The following is a 17,629-nucleotide window of genomic DNA, read 5'->3' on the forward strand; positions in this document are numbered from 1 at the left end:
CGCCATTGGCTCGGCTATAACGTTGCCCGGATGCGCGGATCGAATACGTATGAGAGATGTTGGCGCCCAGCATTTCACGTTGTCGTGTCGGCATTCGTCATTGCTTTAACCGTCATTCTCGCATCTCCGATGGCTCACGCGGCCGCGGTGACCGCGACATTGGCGGTGACCTCGCAGTGGAACACCGGCTTTGTGGCCAACTACAAGATAGTGAACTCGGGCTCTGCTCAGCTGACCGACTGGAAGGTCGAATTCGATTTGCCCGCAGATGAATCGATCACGAATGTGTGGAGTAGCAAGCTGGCGCAGTCCGGAACGCACTTCGTCCTGACCCCCGAAGATTACAACCGAACGATTGCGCCCGGCGGCTCCATCAGCATCGGCTTCCAGGCCGCGCTGACCGGCGCCTATTCGCCACCGGCGAATTGTCTGGTCAATGGACAACCCTGCACCAGCGGATCGACCCCGGGCACCACGACTACGACTCCCACTACGACCACCACCACGACCACCACCACGACACCCACGACCGCGACTTCGACGACCGGATCCGCCACCCCTGGCGCGGCGACCGCGACCTTGTCGGTGACCTCACAGTGGAATACCGGCTTCGTCGCCAACTACAACATCGCCAATCCCGGCTCCGCACAGCTGAAGGGTTGGAAACTCGAATTCGACTTGCCCGCAGGAGAATCCATCACCAATGCGTGGAGCAGCAAACTTGCCCAATCCGGTACGCATTACGTCCTGACTCCCGAGTCTTACAACAGCACCATCGCTCCGGGCAATTCGGTCACCGTCGGCTTCCAGGCCGCGCAGACGGGCGCGTATGCGCCACCGGCGAATTGTCTGCTCAACGGCCAGTCCTGCACCGGCGGATCGGTGTCAACCAGCCAGTCCACGACGCCGGCGACAACCACGAGCACGACCACCAGCGGTACCCAGATTTGCGATCAGTTCGGAACGACGACGATCGGAGGCGCCTACGTCGTTCAGAACAATCGGTGGGGCACCAGCGCCGCGCAGTGCATCAACGTCACTGCGACCGGGTTCGCCATCACCAAAGCGGACGGCTCGGCCCCCACCAACGGCGCCCCGCTGTCATACCCGTCGGTCTACCTTGGCTGCCATTACAGCAATTGCTCCCCGGGCAGCAGGCTGCCGGCCCAGCTGAGCCAGCTCACCAGTGCTAACAGCAGCATCAGTTACAGCTACACCAGTGGCACTTATGATGCGGCGTACGACATCTGGCTGGATCCGACACCGAAAAAGGACGGCGTCAACCAGATGGAGATCATGATCTGGTTCAACCGCCAGGGCTCCATCCAACCGGTCGGCGCGAAAGTCGGCACCGCCACCGTCGGCGGCCGCAATTGGGACGTCTGGCAAGGCAGCAACGGCAGTAACAATGTCATCTCCTATCTCGCGCCGGCGCCGATCAACTCCTGGAGCTTCAGCGTGCTGGATTTCGTCAGCGATGTCCGCAACCGGGGCGCGATAACCAATTCCTGGTACCTCACCAGCATTCAGGCCGGCTTCGAGCCGTGGAACGGCGGCGTCGGCCTTGCCGTCGATTCGTTCTCGGCCACCGTCAACTGAGCGGGCTGCACTAGCGTTCCAGCTCGGGCATATCCGGCACCACCACGTGCCTCGACAGGACGTCCGGAACCAAACAGTCCGGCGGACTCCCGGTATGCCTGTATGCGCCTTCTCCGGACGGCACTCGGAGCTTCATATCCACTTCATATAATTAATTTTTAAGTTTGTTAAGCGAATTGTCTCGTTCTCCCCTAAGCTGCCACTAGCGTCGCAGCCACTCTCAACGTGGTGCAGACCGTTTCGCTACCCGACGAACAGGGAGGCATGAGCCGGTGTGTGCTAGCTTTTCGCGCCAGCCGCCGACGGCCCAGCTGCCCACGGCGCCAGCGGCTATGACCGACTCGTCGCCGGTGACGGTCGGCCACAGATCACCCGCTGTTGATTTCCCTGCTTGGCAATCTCAGTTTCGGCAGGCGGTCCTGGCCACTGTCGGCGAGTTCGTCGCGGCGCGCACTGCATCCCAGCTCGACGAGGCAGCTTCGGCGGCCGCGGGCGAAATGTTGTTGACGTTTGTCTCAAGCGGCAAATGCCTGCGGTCCACCTTCATGTACCTGGGCTGGCTGTGCGGCGCCGCGCCGAGCCACCCGGCCCTGTCGGCCGCGGCGAGCTTGGAGTTGCTGCATGCGTTTGCGCTCCTGCAGGACGATGTGATGGACCGATCGTCACAGCGGCGCGGCAACCCGGCCGTGCACGTCCAGCTGGCCGAGTGGTATCGACGACGTGGATTGTCGGGCCCGGCAGGGCGATTCGGTGAGTCGGCGGCCATCCTGCTGGGCGACGTGTGCCTCATCTGGGCCGAACAGATGCTGCGCGAGAGCGGTCTTGAAGCCCGCCGGCTGCAGCAACTGTGGCCGCGATACGACGCGATGCGCATCGAGCTGGCGGTAGGCCAATTCGCAGACCTGGCCAACGATATCCGCGACCAGCCGTCGCTGCGGACCGTCCTCGACATCGCGCGGCGCAAGTCGGGCAACTACACGGTGCGCCGGCCGCTGGAAATGGGCGCGGCCATGGCCGACTGCGACGATCGCACATTGACTCAGCTCGGGCTCTACGGTGCCGATGTCGGCGAAGCCTTCCAGTTGCGCGACGACCTGCTGGGCGTGTTCGGCCCGCCGGCGACCACGGGCAAGCCCAACGGCGGGGACCTGCTCGACCGCAAAGCCATCAGCGTGGTGGTGGCCACCTATGAGATGGCCGACCAGTCGGCACGCCGGGAGCTTGCCGAACTGGTGCGGGCCGATCACCTCGACGATGCAGCGCTGGATCGCTTCCGGGCGGTAATCATCGCGACGGGTGCGGCACAGCGCATCGAGGGCATGATCAGGCGCCGCGTTGAGCGTGCCCGAAATGTGCTGGACCACGTCGTGATCGACTACGCCACGCGCACGGCGCTGGCCAACTTGGCGGAGGCTTGCGTGGAGCGCACCGCGTGAGAGGAGCCCGGTAATGCGGACCATCCAGGGACGCACCGACCACGTGGTGGTGATCGGTGCGGGATTGGCGGGGCTGTCCACCGCACTGCATCTGGCCGGCCGCGGCCGCAGTGTCACGGTGGTCGAGCGCGAACCCTGGCCGGGCGGACGCGCGGGACGACTCGACATCGGCGGCTACCAAATCGACACCGGCCCAACGGTGCTCACCATGCCCGACATCATCGACGACGTATTCGCCGCCATAGGCGAAACCAGCTCTGACCGTGTGGAACTGCTTCCGGTCGACCCGGCATACCACGCGGTGTTCGCCGACGGCAGCTCTCTCGACGTGCATTGCGACGCCGACCGGATGGCATCAGCCATCCAGACGTTTGCCGGCAGTCGGCAGGCCGCCGGATACCGCCGGTTGCGCGAGTGGCTGACGCGGCTGTACCGCACCGAAATGGACAGGTTCATCGGCGCCAATTTCGACTCGCCACTGTCGCTGCTCACACCACAGCTGGCGCGGCTGGCCGTCATAGGCGGATTCCGCAACTGGGACGCCATGGTCGGGCGCCACCTCAGCGACCCCCGGCTGCGACGGATCTTCACCTTCCAATCGCTGTACGCCGGTGTGGCCCCACGCGATGCCTTGGCGGCGTATGCCGTGATCGCATACATGGACACCGTGTCGGGTGTGTTCTTCCCCCGCGGCGGCGTCCGAGCACTACCCGATGCGCTGGCGGCCGCCGGAACCTGCGCCGGCGTGCAGTTTCATTACCGTTGCAGCGTCACCGAACTCGAACGCAGCGGCAACCGCATCACCGCCGTGCGCACCGACGGGGGACAGCGCATCCCCTGCGACGCCGTCGTGCTCACCACCGAACTACCCACGACGTACCGACTATTGGGGCGCACACCGCGTCGCGTCCGTGCGTTGCGGGCCTCGCCGTCGGCCGTCGTCGTCCACGCCGGCTGCCGCAGCGTCTCGTCGGCGGATCACCCGATAGCTCATCACACGATCCTTTTCGGGGCAGCCTGGGAGCAGACCTTTACCGACATCGTTCGTGACGGCCGGCTGATGCGGGACCCGTCGCTACTGGTCACCCGGCCCACAGCGAGCGATCCGACGCTGGCCCCCGCCGGCCGCGACCTTTTCTACCTGCTCGCACCGGCACCCAACTTGGCCGCCGGTGGGGTCGACTGGCCCACCGCCGGCAACGCCTACGCGGAATCGATCATCGACACCGTCGCCGACCGGCTGCTGCCGCAGCTTCGCCACGGTGCCGACGTGCTCGACGTTGTCACCCCGCTGGATTGGGCGCGTCAGGGCATGGCGGCAGGCACACCGTTCGCGCTGGCGCACACGTTTGGCCAGACGGGGCCGTTCCGGCCGGCAAACATGGTCCGCGGCGTCGACAATGCCGTGCTGGCGGGGTCGTCGACCATTCCCGGCGTCGGTGTGCCCACCACGCTCATCTCCGGGCGGCTGGCCGCCGATCGCATCACCGGCGCCGTGCGCCGACAAGCACGCAACTTTGACATGAAAGTCGATGTGAAAGCCCAGATATCATGATTGGCAACGAATTAGACGCCGCCGACATCCACGATCCGCGGGTGCGTGCGGCGTATCGCCGTTGTCGGCGGATCAATGCCGCCCACGGGCGCACCTTCTTCCTCGCCACCCGGCTATTGGCGCCGGACCAACGACCGCCGGTGCACGCACTGTACGGTTTCGCCCGTCATGCCGACGACATTCTGGACACGCTTGATCCCGGTCTGGGCATGAACGTTCGCGCCCAGCGGCTGCAAGAACTTTTCGATCGGTTTTTCGCCGGCGCCGCCCTGACCGACCACCCGGTACTGGTAGCCGCGCGCCATACCGCACGCCGGTACCACATCAATGCCGAGCTGTTCGAAGATTTTCTGGCATCGATGCGAATGGACCTCACGGTCACCGACTACCCCAACCGCGACGCGCTCAACGGCTACATGCGCGGCTCAGCGGAAGCGATTGGGCTGCAGGTACTTCCGATCTTGGGCACGGTCGTGCCGGTTGCGGAGGCAGCCCCGTACGCCGCCGCCCTCGGGCGCGCTTTCCAGCTGACCAACTTCATCCGGGACGTCGACGAAGACTTGACCAGAAACCGGGTCTACCTCCCCGCGGACGAGCTCGCCGGCGATGGCGTCGACCGGGATCTGTTGATGTGGTGCCACCGGAATCGGTGCACCGACAATCGGGTACGTAACGCGTTGGCGGCTCAGCACGCGATCACCAGGAACACCTATCGGTTCGCCGCTGACGGGATCGCCATGCTGGCGCCTCGCTCCCGGCCCTGTGTGGCAACCGCTTTGACGCTGTATTCCGAAATTCTGGATCGCATCGAAGACGACGATTTCGAGGTGTTCAGTCACCGCGCCGCCGTCGGGCAGGCACGACGGCTACGGGTCGCCGGAGCCGGATTGATCCAAGCCTGGCTGGCCCGCAACAGTGCCCCCGTTGCTTACGATCCGGCCGAGCCGGGTGCCGCATGAGCGATCACTGGCAATACCTGCTGGTCTTGGCCGCCTGCCTGGCAATCACCGCACCGCTGGAGTTTTTCGGCAACGGCGTCTACCGGCAGCCGCTGCGGCTGCTGAAAGCGGTGCTGCCGGTTGCGGCGGTGTTCCTCCTCTGGGATGAGGTAGCCGTCGCCGCCGGAATATGGACCTACGACGCGCGCTATATCAGCGGCCTGGCGGTTCCGTTTCGGGTGCCGGTAGAAGAAGTGCTGTTCTTTGTGGTGATCCCGATCTGCGCACTGCTGACCTACAACGCGGTCAGCACGATTCTTGATCGGCGCAGCCGCCGATGACCGGGCTGGGATATACGCTGCCGGCCGTGCTGGCCGTGGTGGCCGTCAGCGCACTGGAGCTGAAGCTCTTGCGCACCGGCGTGTTTCGGCGCCCGGCGTACTGGGTATCGATGCTGATCGTGCTGGGATTTCAGATCCCGGTCGACGGCTGGCTGACCAAACTCAGCTCGCCGATCGTCAGCTATGACGAACACCAAACGACCGGCCTGCGGTTCCCGCTCGATATCCCGATCGAGGATTTCCTGTTCGGCTTTGCGATGGTCACCGCCGCCCTGCTGCTGTGGGAGCGCCGGAATGTGCGCCGATGAGGCCGGCGCCGGCTAATCGCGGATCGAGCCGGAGGAGGCCTCACATGCTGTCGGGAATGGCGCGCATCGCTATCGCGGCACCGCGACGGATCATCGCGGCCGCGATCCTGGTGATGGCCGGCGCCGCCATCTTCGGCATTCCCGCCGCGACCAGTCTGGCCCCCGGCGGGTTCGTGGATCCGGCATCCGAATCCGCTCGCGCCGCAGCCGTACTGGCCGACACGTTCCACCGTGGCGACATGGAGATGGTGCTGCTGGTGAGCTCGGACCGCGGCGTGCAAGACGGCCCGGCGCGGGTCGTAGGAACGGATATCGCACGACAGCTTGCCGAGTCACCGTTCGTTGCTCAGGTCGCATCCCCCTGGGACACGCCGCGGCCGGCGCCTGGGATGGTCAGCACCGACGGCAAGTCCGCGATAATCCTGGCCGCGCTCAAGGGAACTGAAAGCAGCGCTCCGGCGCACGCCGAGGCCCTGGCAGATCGGCTCGCGCAGCACCGCGACGGCGTCACAGTACTGGCCGGCGGCGCGGCGATGGTCTACGCACAGGTCAATCAGCAGACTCAAAAAGACTTGCTGCGAATGGAATTCATCGCGATACCGGTGAGTTTCGTCGCGCTGGTCTGGGTATTCGGCGGGTTACTGGCCGCGGCTTTGCCGGTAGCCGTAGGCGGCTTCGCGATCCTGGGTTCACTCGCGGTGCTACGTGGGATTGCCCTGGTCACCGACGTGTCGATCTTTGCGCTGAACGTGACGGTCGCGCTGGGGATGGCCTTGGCGATCGACTACACCTTGTTGATCGTCAGCCGCTACCGCGATGAGCTCGCCGACGGACGGGACCGTGACGACGCCTTGATATGCACCATGACGACGGCCGGGCGCACCGTGCTGTTTTCCGCGATGACCGTCGCTCTGTCGCTGGTCGCCATGGTGGCTTTTCCCATGTATTTCCTGCGGTCCTTTGCCTATGCCGGCATCGCGGTCGTGATCTTTTCCGCGTTGGCGGCCGTGGTGGTGGCGCCGACCGTGCTTGTGCTACTGGGTGACCGGCTCGATGTGCTTGACGTACGGCAGCTGGGCCGGCGGTTATCGGGCCGTCCCGAACCGACACCGCAGCCCATAGCGCAGAGTTTCTGGTACCGCACGGCCAAATTTGTTATGCGCCACGCTATTCCGGTGGGCCTGGCCATCATTGCGCTATTGATCGCGTTGGGAATACCGTTCCTCGGCATCAAATGGGGTTACCCCGACGACCGGGTGCTGCCCTCGTCGGCCTCGGCGCGGATGGTCAGCGATCGGATCCGCAGCGACTTCACGTCCAACTCCGCAACCAAAGTGACGATCGTCATCCCCGACACCGCCGGCCTGACACAGCCAGACCTCGATGAGTACGCCGCACAACTGTCCCGGGTGCCCGATGTGGCGGCGGTGTCCGCGCCGACGGGCACGTTCGTGGCCGGCCGGCTCACCGGGCCGCCGTCGGCGCCGGCCGCAATGGCCGACGGCAGCGCCTACCTGACCGTGGACAGCACCGCACCGCTGTACACGCAGGTGTCAGAGACTCAGTTGGACCGTTTGCATGCCGTCGCGCTGCCGGGCGGTCACGAGGGCCAGATGACGGGAATCGCCCAGATGAATCGCGACTGCGTCACCGGGATCACGTCACGATTGCCGGTGGTATTCGGTTTCATCGCCGCGGTCACAGTGGTGCTGCTATTCCTGATGACCGGCAGTCTGGCACTGCCGATCAAGGCGGTGCTGCTCAACATGCTCTCCCTCACAGCGGCTTTCGGCGCGCTGGTATGGATCTTTCAAGACGGGCATCTGGGCGCACTGGGCACCACACCGACGGGTACGCTGGTCGCCAACATTCCGGTGCTGATGTTCTGCATCGCATCCGGATTGTCGATGGATTACGAGGTCTTCCTGTTGGCCCGCATTCGCGAATACTGGCTGCGGTCACCCCGGACACGCGCCGACAACGACGAAAGCATCGCGTTGGGTCTGGCCCACACCGGAAGGGTGATCACCGCCGCCGCGCTGTTGATGTCGATCTCTTTTGCGGCGCTGATATCCGCCGACGTATCCTTCATGCGCATGTTCGGAGTCGGGCTGACGATCGCGGTGCTGGTCGACGCGACCCTGGTTCGGGCGCTGCTGGTGCCGGCGTTCATGCATGTGTTCGGCAGGCTGAACTGGTGGGCGCCGCAACCGCTGGCCGGTATTCACCGTCGCATCTTCGCCGGTGAAGCCGGTGAAGCCGGTCAAGCCGGTCAAGCCGGTCAAGCCGTGGGCGCCGCCCGCACGGCCAACGGCTAGGTACCACGTTTCCGCCGCGGCACTGTTAAGAGTATTAAGGACCGCGTCGAGGACCGCGTGAAAGGAGCACGGGCTAAGCTATCGCCTTATCGCCATGAAGGATGCAGGCAAGTGACCAAGCGCGTCGCTGCGAAACGACAGCCGACTCGGGCTGAGCTGGAGAGTCTGCTGTCGGCCGACCTCCGGACGATCACCGCTCATTCCGACCGGGTCGGCCGTTACTATGCCCGGCAGAACGATTTGAGCCACGGCGACTTTCACGCCCTGCTGCATCTCATGGTGGCCGAGACCGCGGGCACACCGTTGACACCGGCCCAGCTCAGCCAGCGCTTGGACGTGTCGGCGGCGGCCATCACCTATCTTGCCGATCGCATGATCGACGCAGGACACATCCGCCGTGAACCGGATGTCGAGGACCGCCGCAGGTCCCTGCTGCGGCTGCAGGACGGCAGCATGGAATTGGCGCACGAGTTCTTCAGGCCACTAGGCGAACATATCCGCGCGTCCCTGGCTGAGCTGCCTGACCGGGATCTGCGCAGTGCCCACAAGGTATTCACGGCGATGATCGCGGGGATGTCCGCATTTGAAAGCGAGCTCTACCCGCCTCCGGCGTCGTCGGCGCGGACCGAGGAATCTTCGAAGGCGGCACCCGGCAGGCGACGAAAACCGCCGTCGAAACCCGCAACGACCGAGCCGGGGCCGGCTACCGGATCGGAATCACGCCGACGGCGCGCAGCGCATTGAGATCCGTTGCGCCACAGCAGTGCAGGCAGATGCGAAGCTCCTCGATGAACCGTTGCAGCCGGTCCTCGACGGCATTCGCGGACTCAATCGCGGGAGCCAGCAGCGGACGAGCCATCGCAACCACGTCCGCACCCAGGGCGATCGCTTTGGCCGCGTCCATCCCGGTGCGGATACCGCCGGAGCCGACAAGCGGAATCGTCGGTAAAACTTGGCGCACCTCGACGATCGCCTGGGCTGTCGGGATGCCCCAGTCGGCCAAGTCCGGGTAGCGCAGTTCGCCGTAGCGAACCAGCTGCTCGACTCTCGACCACGAGGTGCCCCCGGCGCCGGCCACGTCGATACCCGACACCGGCAAACCGCCGGGCAGCTGGGTCAACAGCGCGACCGCCCGAGCGCCGATACCATGGCCCACTTCCTTGAGCAGTAACGGGCAGTCCAGCGCGCCGGCGACATCGCATAGCCGTTGCAGCGATCCGGTGAAGTCGGTGTCCCCGTTGCCCTGGATGGCCTCTTGTAACGAGTTAGCGTGCACCGCAAGGGCATTGGCTCCCACCCGGTCCAGGGCGTTGCTGATGTCGGGCACGGCGGCTTTCGTCAGCTGCGCCAGGCCGATATTGCCGATCAGCAACACGTCCGGGGCCACGTCACGCACTTCGAAACTGGCCGCGGCCCGCTCCCCCCGCGACCTGTCCAGCATGATCCGCTGCGATCCGAGCATCATCCCCAGACCAAGCCGCTGCGCGGCGGTCGCCAAATTGCGGTTGATTGTCGCCGACAGTTCGGCCCCGCCGGTCATCGCACCGATCAAGATCGGCGCACGCAGGCGCGCCCCGAAGAAGTCGGCCGACATGTCAATGTCGTGGAGGCTGGTTTGGGTCAGGGCGTTGAACGGCAAGCGATAACGCTCCAGTCCGGTCGTTACGCCGGCGAAGTTGACGTCGCCGTGCAGGCACACATCGATGTGGCGCCGTTTGCGACGCCCCATTTCGGCCGGATCGGTCGTCACGGGCCACCGACAGATGTTGTCATCGCGATCCTCGTCGACGTATCGGGTGCCGTCCCAGCGTAGCCTAGCGGTCCACAATTTTTATTAAGAGATTGAAGTATTAAGCTCGCGAAGCTTTAGCGATCGCTCGTAGCGATCAAGGCATCGCAGGCTTCGCCGCCGTCGAGGAGTATTGCTGGTCGGTGATCGGCGACCATGGGATGACCGCTGGAGTGCCGGGTCTCCTGGCCCGAGACCTTCGCAACTACATCGTCAATATCACCGGTCGCGGCCGGCAGCCCGGTCGCAAAATGGCTGCCAGCCATCGGGCGCTCGAACCTATGCGTAAACCGGGTGCAGCGCGACGAGACCGGCCAGCAGCGCGACGGCCATCACGACGTGAATCACAGTGAAGGAGTGCGCCCACAGTGGATCTGTCGCGCTGTATTCGTTCACCGACACCGGCAACGGCACCCGGCTTCGGCTCCATCCAATGCGGTGCAACACCTTGTTGAAGGCGATAGCGACGACGATGCAGGCCCCCGTCCACAGCGGAAACGCGAGCACGGGGGCACCAGCACGCCCGATTGCCCAGGCGATTGGTGCGCCGATCAACACGGTGCCAAAGCCGACGAGCACTCCGATGTTCTTCCACTGCTCGAACATCTGAACGTAGTAGCGGGAGCACTCGGCGAGGCGGGCCGCCGAGGTCGTGCCGGGCCACACGTCCTGTGCCAAGTCGATCCCGATCACACCGAGCGAGAGCCAGAAGCCGCCGACCAGAACGGCCCGGCCGAATGACGACGGATCCGCGACCAGCGCGACGCTGACGAAGAGCCCGATATCCGCCAGCAGCACGAACGCGAGTGTTCGGACAGCCCAATCGATCGGTAGGACGGGAATGTCTTCTCGGGTCCGCCGACGAGCAACAAGCAGCCCGTCCTCACTCATTGCGGTCACCGGCCCAGCGCGCAGAATCGCCCCGACCAACGGCGCAAGCGTCCCGCGCAGCGATCCCGTCAGCCAATAGTGGAAGCCTGACAACACCAGCGCGACGGCTCCGGCCGCGACCGTCCAACCCGGCGCGCCGCCCTGCACGGCGGCCCAACCGATCCACCCCAATGCGGCGAGCAGCCAGATGCGATCGAAAATCCTGGCGCGTCCCAGGTACTCGTGGATGGCAACCACCGTCAGCGGGCTCGGTTTTCGCGCCAGGCACAGTACCGTGGAGAATCCCATCATCGCGGGCACCAGCAGCATGGCGCTCGCATTGACGAGGGATGTGAGGGCGCCGGCGGCAGCCGAAACCATGGCTTTGACAGTATTCGGCAATAACCAACTGCGCCCGCCGTCGTCGCATCCGGGTCCGTGCCGAGCCGCGCCCAATCTCCACCTTGCCCGAGGGGGTGGCGAACCCCGTCTTTTCGTACTTCTTGAAGTCACACCATGATGCGCGTAGGCGCGACGCGGCGGGGTCGGTAGCTACGGACGGCACATGGCCGGATGATCGATCAGAAGACCGTTCCCTTGCTCCCGGTTGCGCCAGGGGAACCTCCGGTGCCGCCCCCTCCGCCGGCGCCGCCGGCGCCGACCGTGGCATTGTCCGGATCAGGCGCGTGCGCATCGCCACCGTTGCCACCGTTGCCACCGGTGGCCAAGGGTGTAAAGCTGTCCCCGCCGTCGCCGCCAGTGCCGCCGATGCCGAAGCCGGTGCCAGTCGTGGAGCCATCACCGCCCCTCCCACCCGCCCCACCGATGGTGCCGTTGCCCCCAGCCCCGCCTTTGCCGCCGGTCGCGCTGCCGGCAGCGCCGGCGTTGGTGAGGCCCGCACTGCCGCCGCTGCCGCCGAAACCGCCTTTGCCGATGCCGAAGCCGCGGCCACCGTCGCCCCCGGTACCGCCGATTGCGTCCCCGGTCGCGGAAGCGCTGCTGGCAGAGCCGCCGATTCCGCCGTGCCCGCCACCCACGGCACCAGTGCCGCCCGCCCCCCCGTTGCCTCCAGCCGCGGTGCCCGTTGCCGCGACCTGAGTGATGGCTCCGCTGCCGCCGGATCCTCCGTTCCCACCGGCGGCCCTGTTGCCGCCGCTGGTGCCGTTCGCTCCGGCGCCGCCAATGGCGTTTCCACTTCCGTTGTTGATCGCGATCCCGCCGTCCCCGCCGTTTCCGCTGCTTCCCCCGCTCATCTGGGCGATGCCGCCGGCCCCTCCGGCGCCTCCGATTGCGTCTCCGGTTCCGTTGTTGATCGCTGCACCGCCGGTGCCGCCGTTTCCGCCGGCCGAGTATCCGATGCCGCCCTTACCGCCGATGCCGCCGATCGCGTCACCGGGTCCTTCGTGTTGGCTGGCCCCGCCGGTGCAGCCGCTACCGCCGCTGCCAGTACCGGTGGCCTTGCCGCCTTCACCGCCGACACCGCCGGTACCGGCAAGCAAACCGCTCTTGCCGCCAGACCCGCCGTCGCCGCCGGCCCCACCGCCGAGTGCGGAGTTGCCTCCGGCTCCGCCGGTGCCGCCGATGCCAAAGCCGCCAAGATCGCCACCGTTGCCGCCGGTTCCGCCGTCAGTGGTGGCGTTGCCGATTCCGCCGATACCGCCATTTCCTGGTGCTCCGGCGTTGCCGCCGGCGCCGCCGGCCCCGCCGTTGCCGTTAGCGCAGCGATCGCCGCTGACACCTCATCTCCAGCGGCGGCTAACACCCTGGTAATCGGCACGGCCGCAACGCTGTTTGCGGCATCCGACGACGAGCCGATGCCCATCACATCCGCTGCCGCCGCCGCCAATAGCTCCGCTGTTGCGATCACATACGACATCGCGGTGCCCGTCTGGCTTTCTTGAACGATTGGTAGTGCGAAGCTGGGGTAAGTGGAGCGGTCCAGGGATTGGCCTGGCCGGTGTTGCTCAACTCCGGGGCCCGTGGAAGTGGGTAACGACACCGAAGTGCCGGCATCTTCTCCAGCGACAAAGGGTCGCTAGAGCTTTCATAGTGCCCTGCCGACTTGCCTACCGCACTGAGCCTGGGTGACGGCACTCGCACAGCACCGTGAGGCGGCTTTCTCTTTTCGAGACGGGTTGGGAGCGCAGGGCGCGATGTCAATTGACGGATAGCCGCCGACGTTGTCTCGGCTTCGGTAGCGCATAGTAAGCCGTCAGGCTGCGAGGATCGATTCGGCATTTCACACCGCCACGCTTTCGTGCGTTGGCCCTATCAGCCGGGTTGTCCGGGTCGCCCAGGTGTACCGTCTTTGCCCGGGGATCCCAGGTGGCCGGCTGCGCCATGTCCGCCGCTGCCGTCAAGACCGCCTTGTCCGGGTAGACCGCCTATCCCGCCGGCGCCGAAGCCCCCGGCGCCACCCACTCCGCCGTCGCCGGGACGACCGAGGTGGCCAAACATCCCGGCGGTGCCACCTGCGCCACCGTGTCCGCCGGCCCCGCCATCACCGCCGTTTCCCCCTTTGCCGCCGTCACCGCCGTCACCGCCTGTACCAGCTCGTCCTGGACCATGATTGTCAGAGCTGCCGCCCGCGCCGCCGCCTCCGCCGCCTCCGCCGTCGCCGCCTCGGCCCCCGCCACCGCCTGCTCCGGCGCCGCCGCTACCCCCGTGGCCGCCATTTCCGATGAGCAGCCCGCCCTTTCCTCCGCTGCCGCCGTCGCCGCCGGCGCCGGCGCTGCCGCCGGCCCCGCCCGTACCACCTGTGCCACCGCGCCCACCATCACCGCCGTCGCCACCAAAATATTCGGCATGGGGGCTGCGGCCCCCGATACTTCCGCCACCGCCCGCGCCGCCGGTGCCGCCGGCACCGCCGGCACCGCCGGCGCCGGCGATGCCCCCAGTGCCGCCGTTGCCGATGAGCCCCGCATGGCCGCCGGCGCCGCCAGCACCCCCGGCACCGCCCGCTCCGCCGGGGGCGCCCATGCCAGCTCTACCTCCATCGCCGCCATCACCGCCGAAACCCGTGTTTTCACCTCGGCCGCCGTTACCACCGATGCCGCCGCTGCCGCCGGCGCCGCCGGAAGCGCCGGTGCCACCGCTGCCGCCGGCGCCGCCGCTGCCGCCGCTGCCGCCGTTGCCGATGAGCAGCCCGCCCTGACCGCCGGCGCCGGCGGCGCCGCCGGCGCCGCCACGGCCGCCGGGGACACCACCGTCATGACCAGTGCCGCCGGGCCCGCCGTCGCCACCCGCTCCACCTGTGCTTCTCGGTCCGTTAAGTATTGTTCCGCCGTCGCCGCCCGTGCCGCCTTCCCCGCCGGCCTGTCCTTCCGCGGTGCCGTTCAAGCCGGCGCTCCCGTCGAATCCGGTGCCGTAGAGAGGATTGGTGATGCCGTCTGGGGCTTTCGGCGGAGGGTCACGCGGCGGGTCGACCCCGGCGGCTCCGGTACCTCCAATGCCGCCGGGCCCGCCAGCCCCCCCATCGCCGAACAGCCCAGCGTTACCGCCATTTCCGCCGGACCCGCCGGCGAAGGCGCCAAGGCCACCTGCCCCGCCGGCGCCGCCTGATCCGCCGTTTCCGTACAGCAGCCCGCCGTTGCCGCCATGGCCGCCGGCGCCACCCCCGCCAGTCGATGAGTTCCCACCGACGCCGCCGTTGCCGCCGTGACCGATCAGCCCGGCGGACCCCCCGTTGCCTCCGGGTTTGCCTGGGGCGCCGGACCCGCCGGACCCGCCGTTGCCGATCAAGATTCCTCCGGGCCCACCGTCTTGCCCGGTACCCGAGGCACCGTTTACGCCGTCACCTACAAGAGGGCGCCCCAACAACGCTTGGGTGGGTGCATTGACCACATTGAGCAAATTCTGCAGTGCGCTATGAGCTTCAGTGGCGACATATGACTCGGTACTGGCGAAGAGGTTGCTGACGAATCGGTCGTGAAAGGCCGCCGCTCGGGTGCTAACCGATTGATATGACTGGGCATGCGCGGCGAAGAGCGCCGCAACAGCCCTCGAGACCTCGTCGGCGCCCGCTGCGGCTATGCGCGTTGTCGCCGCGGCTGCGACCACATTGGCGGATTCGACCGCCGCGCCAATTCCCGCTAACTCCTCCCCCGCTGCTGTCAGTAGTTCCGGCGTTGTGATCAAGAACGACATATGGAGACCTAAGTAGAAGTAGTAGGGCGGAATCCGAGACGCGCCAGGAACTCAGGACGCTGACCGTTTACGGACCGTTTACGGCGAGCACAGCGTTTGCGTGATCAATGATGCCCACGCGGACTTTCGGCAATCGTTCGTCAATCGTGAAATGCACTGGTGGGCCAAGCCGGGAGGCAAGTTTGGTGTAAGAGTCTGTTCGAACGCGTGACCGTTGTGTGGGGTTGACCCCCGATGGTGAACACCGGAGTGATGGGACTGCTGGTCGTGCAGGAAGGATGTCCGTATGTCGGGCACGCGTCGCAAACACACCCCGGAGTTTCGGGAGCAGGGCGCGCCCGGTAATGGAGACCGGCCGGCCCGTGGCTCACGTGGCCGCTGAGATCGGTGTCGGGAACAATTGCTGGGGCGCTACCACATCCTGCTGCGCGTGCTGACCAACCGGGCACTGCCCAAAACGGCACGGCATATGCCCGGCCCGTCCCCACCGGCACCCGACGCCGCGATCACCGCCGGTGTCAATGACTGACGCAAACCTGGCTACTCAACCATCGGGACTCTCGTCGCGGACAAATTCCGCACGGCGATCGGGTCATGTCGCGGTGCCCTGCAACGATGTCTGTCCGCCTACTCGCGCGGCCGCCTCGGACATGACGGCCACGGTTTGTTCGTCGACGTGCCCGAGATAGGCGGCCGGCGTTACGGCGTCGGCCAGCTTGGGGTCGCGGCGCGCAACAAGGTTGGCGAACGACTCGCCACTCTCGATGGAGGCGGTGACCAGCGTTTCCAACTGGTCGTGGGCGGCCTGGCGGCCGAGGACCGGCGCCAACCGCATCATCACCGATTCGGCCATGATCATCCCGTGGGTCCGGTCGAGATTGGCCGCCATTGCCGCGGAGTCCACGTGCAGCCCGGCGAGCACGTCGGCCGCGGTGCGAACGGCGCCGCCGCAGACGGCCAGCGCTGGGGCCACCGTGTGCCACTCGAGCGACCACACGGCCGTGGCCCGTTCACAGTCGGCCACGGCGCCGTCGAGTGCAAGGTCCAGGTAGGAGCGGGTCAGCCGCGCGGCTCGGATGAGCTGTTGTGAGCCGATGGGATTGCGTTTCTGTGGCATGGTGCTGCTGACGCCGCGGCCGGGTGCGCTGGGCTCGCTCAGCTCGGCGAGCTCGGTCTGGGAACCCACGACGATGTCGAGCCCGATCTTGCCCAGCGAGGCCGCCACCTGTGCGGCCCAGGCGACGACCTCGACGAAGCGATCACGGGTGGCGTGCCAGCTGATTGACGGTGCTGCCAAGCCGAGACGACGGGCTAGCTCGCGACGAATGTCCAGGCCGTGCGGCGCCATGGAGGCGAGACTGCCGACGGCACCGCCGAGTTGAACCACCGCGACCCGGGGCCGCAGCTCGGCAAGCCGGTCCAGATGGCGCAGCAGCGGCGCGGTCCAGCACGCCACGCGGTACCCGAAGGTGATCGGCAGGGCGTGCTGCAGTTGGCTGCGACCGACCATCAACTCGCCGCCATGCCGGGTTTCCAGCGTCGTCAGCGCGGTCAACGTTTGTAGGAGATCCCGCTCGATGACGTCGAGTGCCGCGACGATCTGCAGGACCGCAGCGGTGTCCATGATGTCTTGGGTGGTGGCCCCCCAGTGGGCGTATTGGCCGAGACCGTCGGGCACTATCGCGGCAAGTTGTTCGACGAGGCCGACGATCGGATACCCGGCCGCCGCCGTGCGATCCGCGAGGCGCGCGATGTCGAGGTGCTCGGGCGTGACGGCGCGCAGCGCCGGTGCGACCTCGGCCGGGATCATGTCCAGGTCGGCTTGTGCCGCCGCAAGCTCCGCCTCCACCTGCAGGAAACGGGCCAGCAACCCTCGCTCGCCGAGGATCGCTCGCAGCTCGTCGGTGGTGTGCAAGCCGCCGAGCACTGCGCTGTCCAGCGCACACAGCGCCGTCGATGGAATCACGGTCACTCCTGAGCGCCGAGGTATGGGAGTCGCGGGCGGCCTCACAGTATCTCGGGAACCGAAATGCGCGCCGCGCAAATGAAAAGTCAGTGAGGTTGTGGGCTCGGATGGCGTCGCGAGCGGAATGGCATGGCCCAGGAGCTAGTCGGCAGCCCCAACCTCGAAGCCGGCCATCGGGTGAACGCCGAGCGATCATGACTGAGCATCGATGCTCAGCTGGGCGATGACCGCACCGGCATCCAGCGCCGCGTAGACAGCAGTCCGGTCGCCGTCTCCCTGGTCGGCACACCAAGGTCAGCGCGCTGGCGGCCAGGGCATAGCTGTTGCCCGGCTTGAGCAGCCCGGCCAGCGCAACGAACGTCG

13 protein-coding genes and 2 pseudogenes are annotated in these 17,629 nt (G+C 66.6%); 9 read left to right on the forward strand and 6 right to left on the reverse strand.

Annotated features, from left to right (window positions below):
- Positions 1-30: 30 nt before the first annotated feature.
- The 9 genes and pseudogenes from EET10_RS31250 to EET10_RS24500 all read left to right on the forward strand — a co-directional run.
- Positions 31-453: pseudogene (locus tag EET10_RS31250) on the forward strand (cellulose-binding domain-containing protein); the annotation flags it as partial.
- 126 nt (positions 454-579) lie between these two features.
- Positions 580-1,599: a glycoside hydrolase family 12 protein gene (locus EET10_RS32505; RefSeq protein ID WP_276862784.1), complete on the forward strand. Its 1,020-nt coding sequence runs from the start codon at positions 580-582 to the stop codon at positions 1,597-1,599.
- A gap of 332 nt (positions 1,600-1,931) precedes the next feature.
- On the forward strand, positions 1,932-3,035 hold the full coding sequence (locus tag EET10_RS24470) for a polyprenyl synthetase family protein (protein ID WP_063466599.1): 1,104 nt from the start codon (positions 1,932-1,934) through the stop codon (positions 3,033-3,035).
- 13 nt (positions 3,036-3,048) lie between these two features.
- Positions 3,049-4,590 (forward strand): phytoene desaturase family protein, encoded by a 1,542-nt coding sequence (gene crtI / locus EET10_RS24475; RefSeq protein ID WP_036407381.1) that lies wholly within the window; start codon positions 3,049-3,051, stop codon positions 4,588-4,590.
- Positions 4,587-5,549: a phytoene/squalene synthase family protein gene (locus tag EET10_RS24480; RefSeq protein WP_122502570.1), complete on the forward strand. Its 963-nt coding sequence runs from the start codon at positions 4,587-4,589 to the stop codon at positions 5,547-5,549. The genes crtI and EET10_RS24480 overlap by 4 nt, the downstream gene beginning before the upstream one ends.
- Positions 5,546-5,869, forward strand: coding sequence for a lycopene cyclase domain-containing protein (locus EET10_RS24485; RefSeq protein ID WP_036407375.1), 324 nt, complete (start codon positions 5,546-5,548; stop codon positions 5,867-5,869). Before EET10_RS24480 ends, EET10_RS24485 begins: the two co-directional genes overlap by 4 nt.
- Entirely contained in the window at positions 5,866-6,177 is a 312-nt protein-coding gene (locus EET10_RS24490; RefSeq protein ID WP_036407373.1) for a lycopene cyclase domain-containing protein, read from the forward strand. Before EET10_RS24485 ends, EET10_RS24490 begins: the two co-directional genes overlap by 4 nt.
- A gap of 44 nt (positions 6,178-6,221) precedes the next feature.
- Positions 6,222-8,495 (forward strand): MMPL family transporter, encoded by a 2,274-nt coding sequence (locus tag EET10_RS24495; RefSeq protein ID WP_122502571.1) that lies wholly within the window; start codon positions 6,222-6,224, stop codon positions 8,493-8,495.
- A gap of 111 nt (positions 8,496-8,606) precedes the next feature.
- Positions 8,607-9,239 (forward strand): MarR family winged helix-turn-helix transcriptional regulator, encoded by a 633-nt coding sequence (locus EET10_RS24500; protein WP_081260367.1) that lies wholly within the window; start codon positions 8,607-8,609, stop codon positions 9,237-9,239.
- Here EET10_RS24500 and fni read toward each other — a convergent pair.
- The 6 genes and pseudogenes from fni to EET10_RS24535 all read right to left on the reverse strand — a co-directional run bounded on the left by fni (position 9,199) and on the right by EET10_RS24535 (position 17,266).
- A complete protein-coding gene (fni, locus tag EET10_RS24505) occupies positions 9,199-10,224 on the reverse strand; it encodes a type 2 isopentenyl-diphosphate Delta-isomerase (RefSeq protein WP_167480271.1) in 1,026 nt (341 codons plus the stop codon). The two genes, EET10_RS24500 and fni, sit on opposite strands and share 41 nt — an antisense overlap.
- Before the next feature lie 339 nt (positions 10,225-10,563).
- Positions 10,564-11,535, reverse strand: coding sequence for a hypothetical protein (locus EET10_RS24515; RefSeq protein ID WP_036407367.1), 972 nt, complete (start codon positions 11,533-11,535; stop codon positions 10,564-10,566).
- Positions 11,536-11,735: 200 nt separating this feature from the next.
- On the reverse strand, positions 11,736-12,653 hold the full coding sequence (locus tag EET10_RS31260; protein ID WP_246013758.1) for a hypothetical protein: 918 nt from the start codon (positions 12,651-12,653) through the stop codon (positions 11,736-11,738).
- Between the two features lie 239 nt (positions 12,654-12,892).
- Positions 12,893-13,030 (reverse strand): annotated as a pseudogene (locus EET10_RS32510) (PE domain-containing protein); the annotation flags it as partial.
- A 395-nt stretch (positions 13,031-13,425) separates the two neighbouring features.
- A complete protein-coding gene (locus EET10_RS24530) occupies positions 13,426-15,300 on the reverse strand; it encodes a PE family protein (protein WP_122502573.1) in 1,875 nt (624 codons plus the stop codon).
- 592 nt (positions 15,301-15,892) lie between these two features.
- Positions 15,893-17,266, reverse strand: coding sequence for a class-II fumarase/aspartase family protein (locus EET10_RS24535; RefSeq protein WP_136623020.1), 1,374 nt, complete (start codon positions 17,264-17,266; stop codon positions 15,893-15,895).
- Positions 17,267-17,629 lie beyond the last annotated feature (363 nt).

The organism is Mycobacterium pseudokansasii (assembly GCF_900566075.1).
Classification (GTDB): Bacteria; Actinomycetota; Actinomycetes; order Mycobacteriales; family Mycobacteriaceae; genus Mycobacterium; species Mycobacterium pseudokansasii.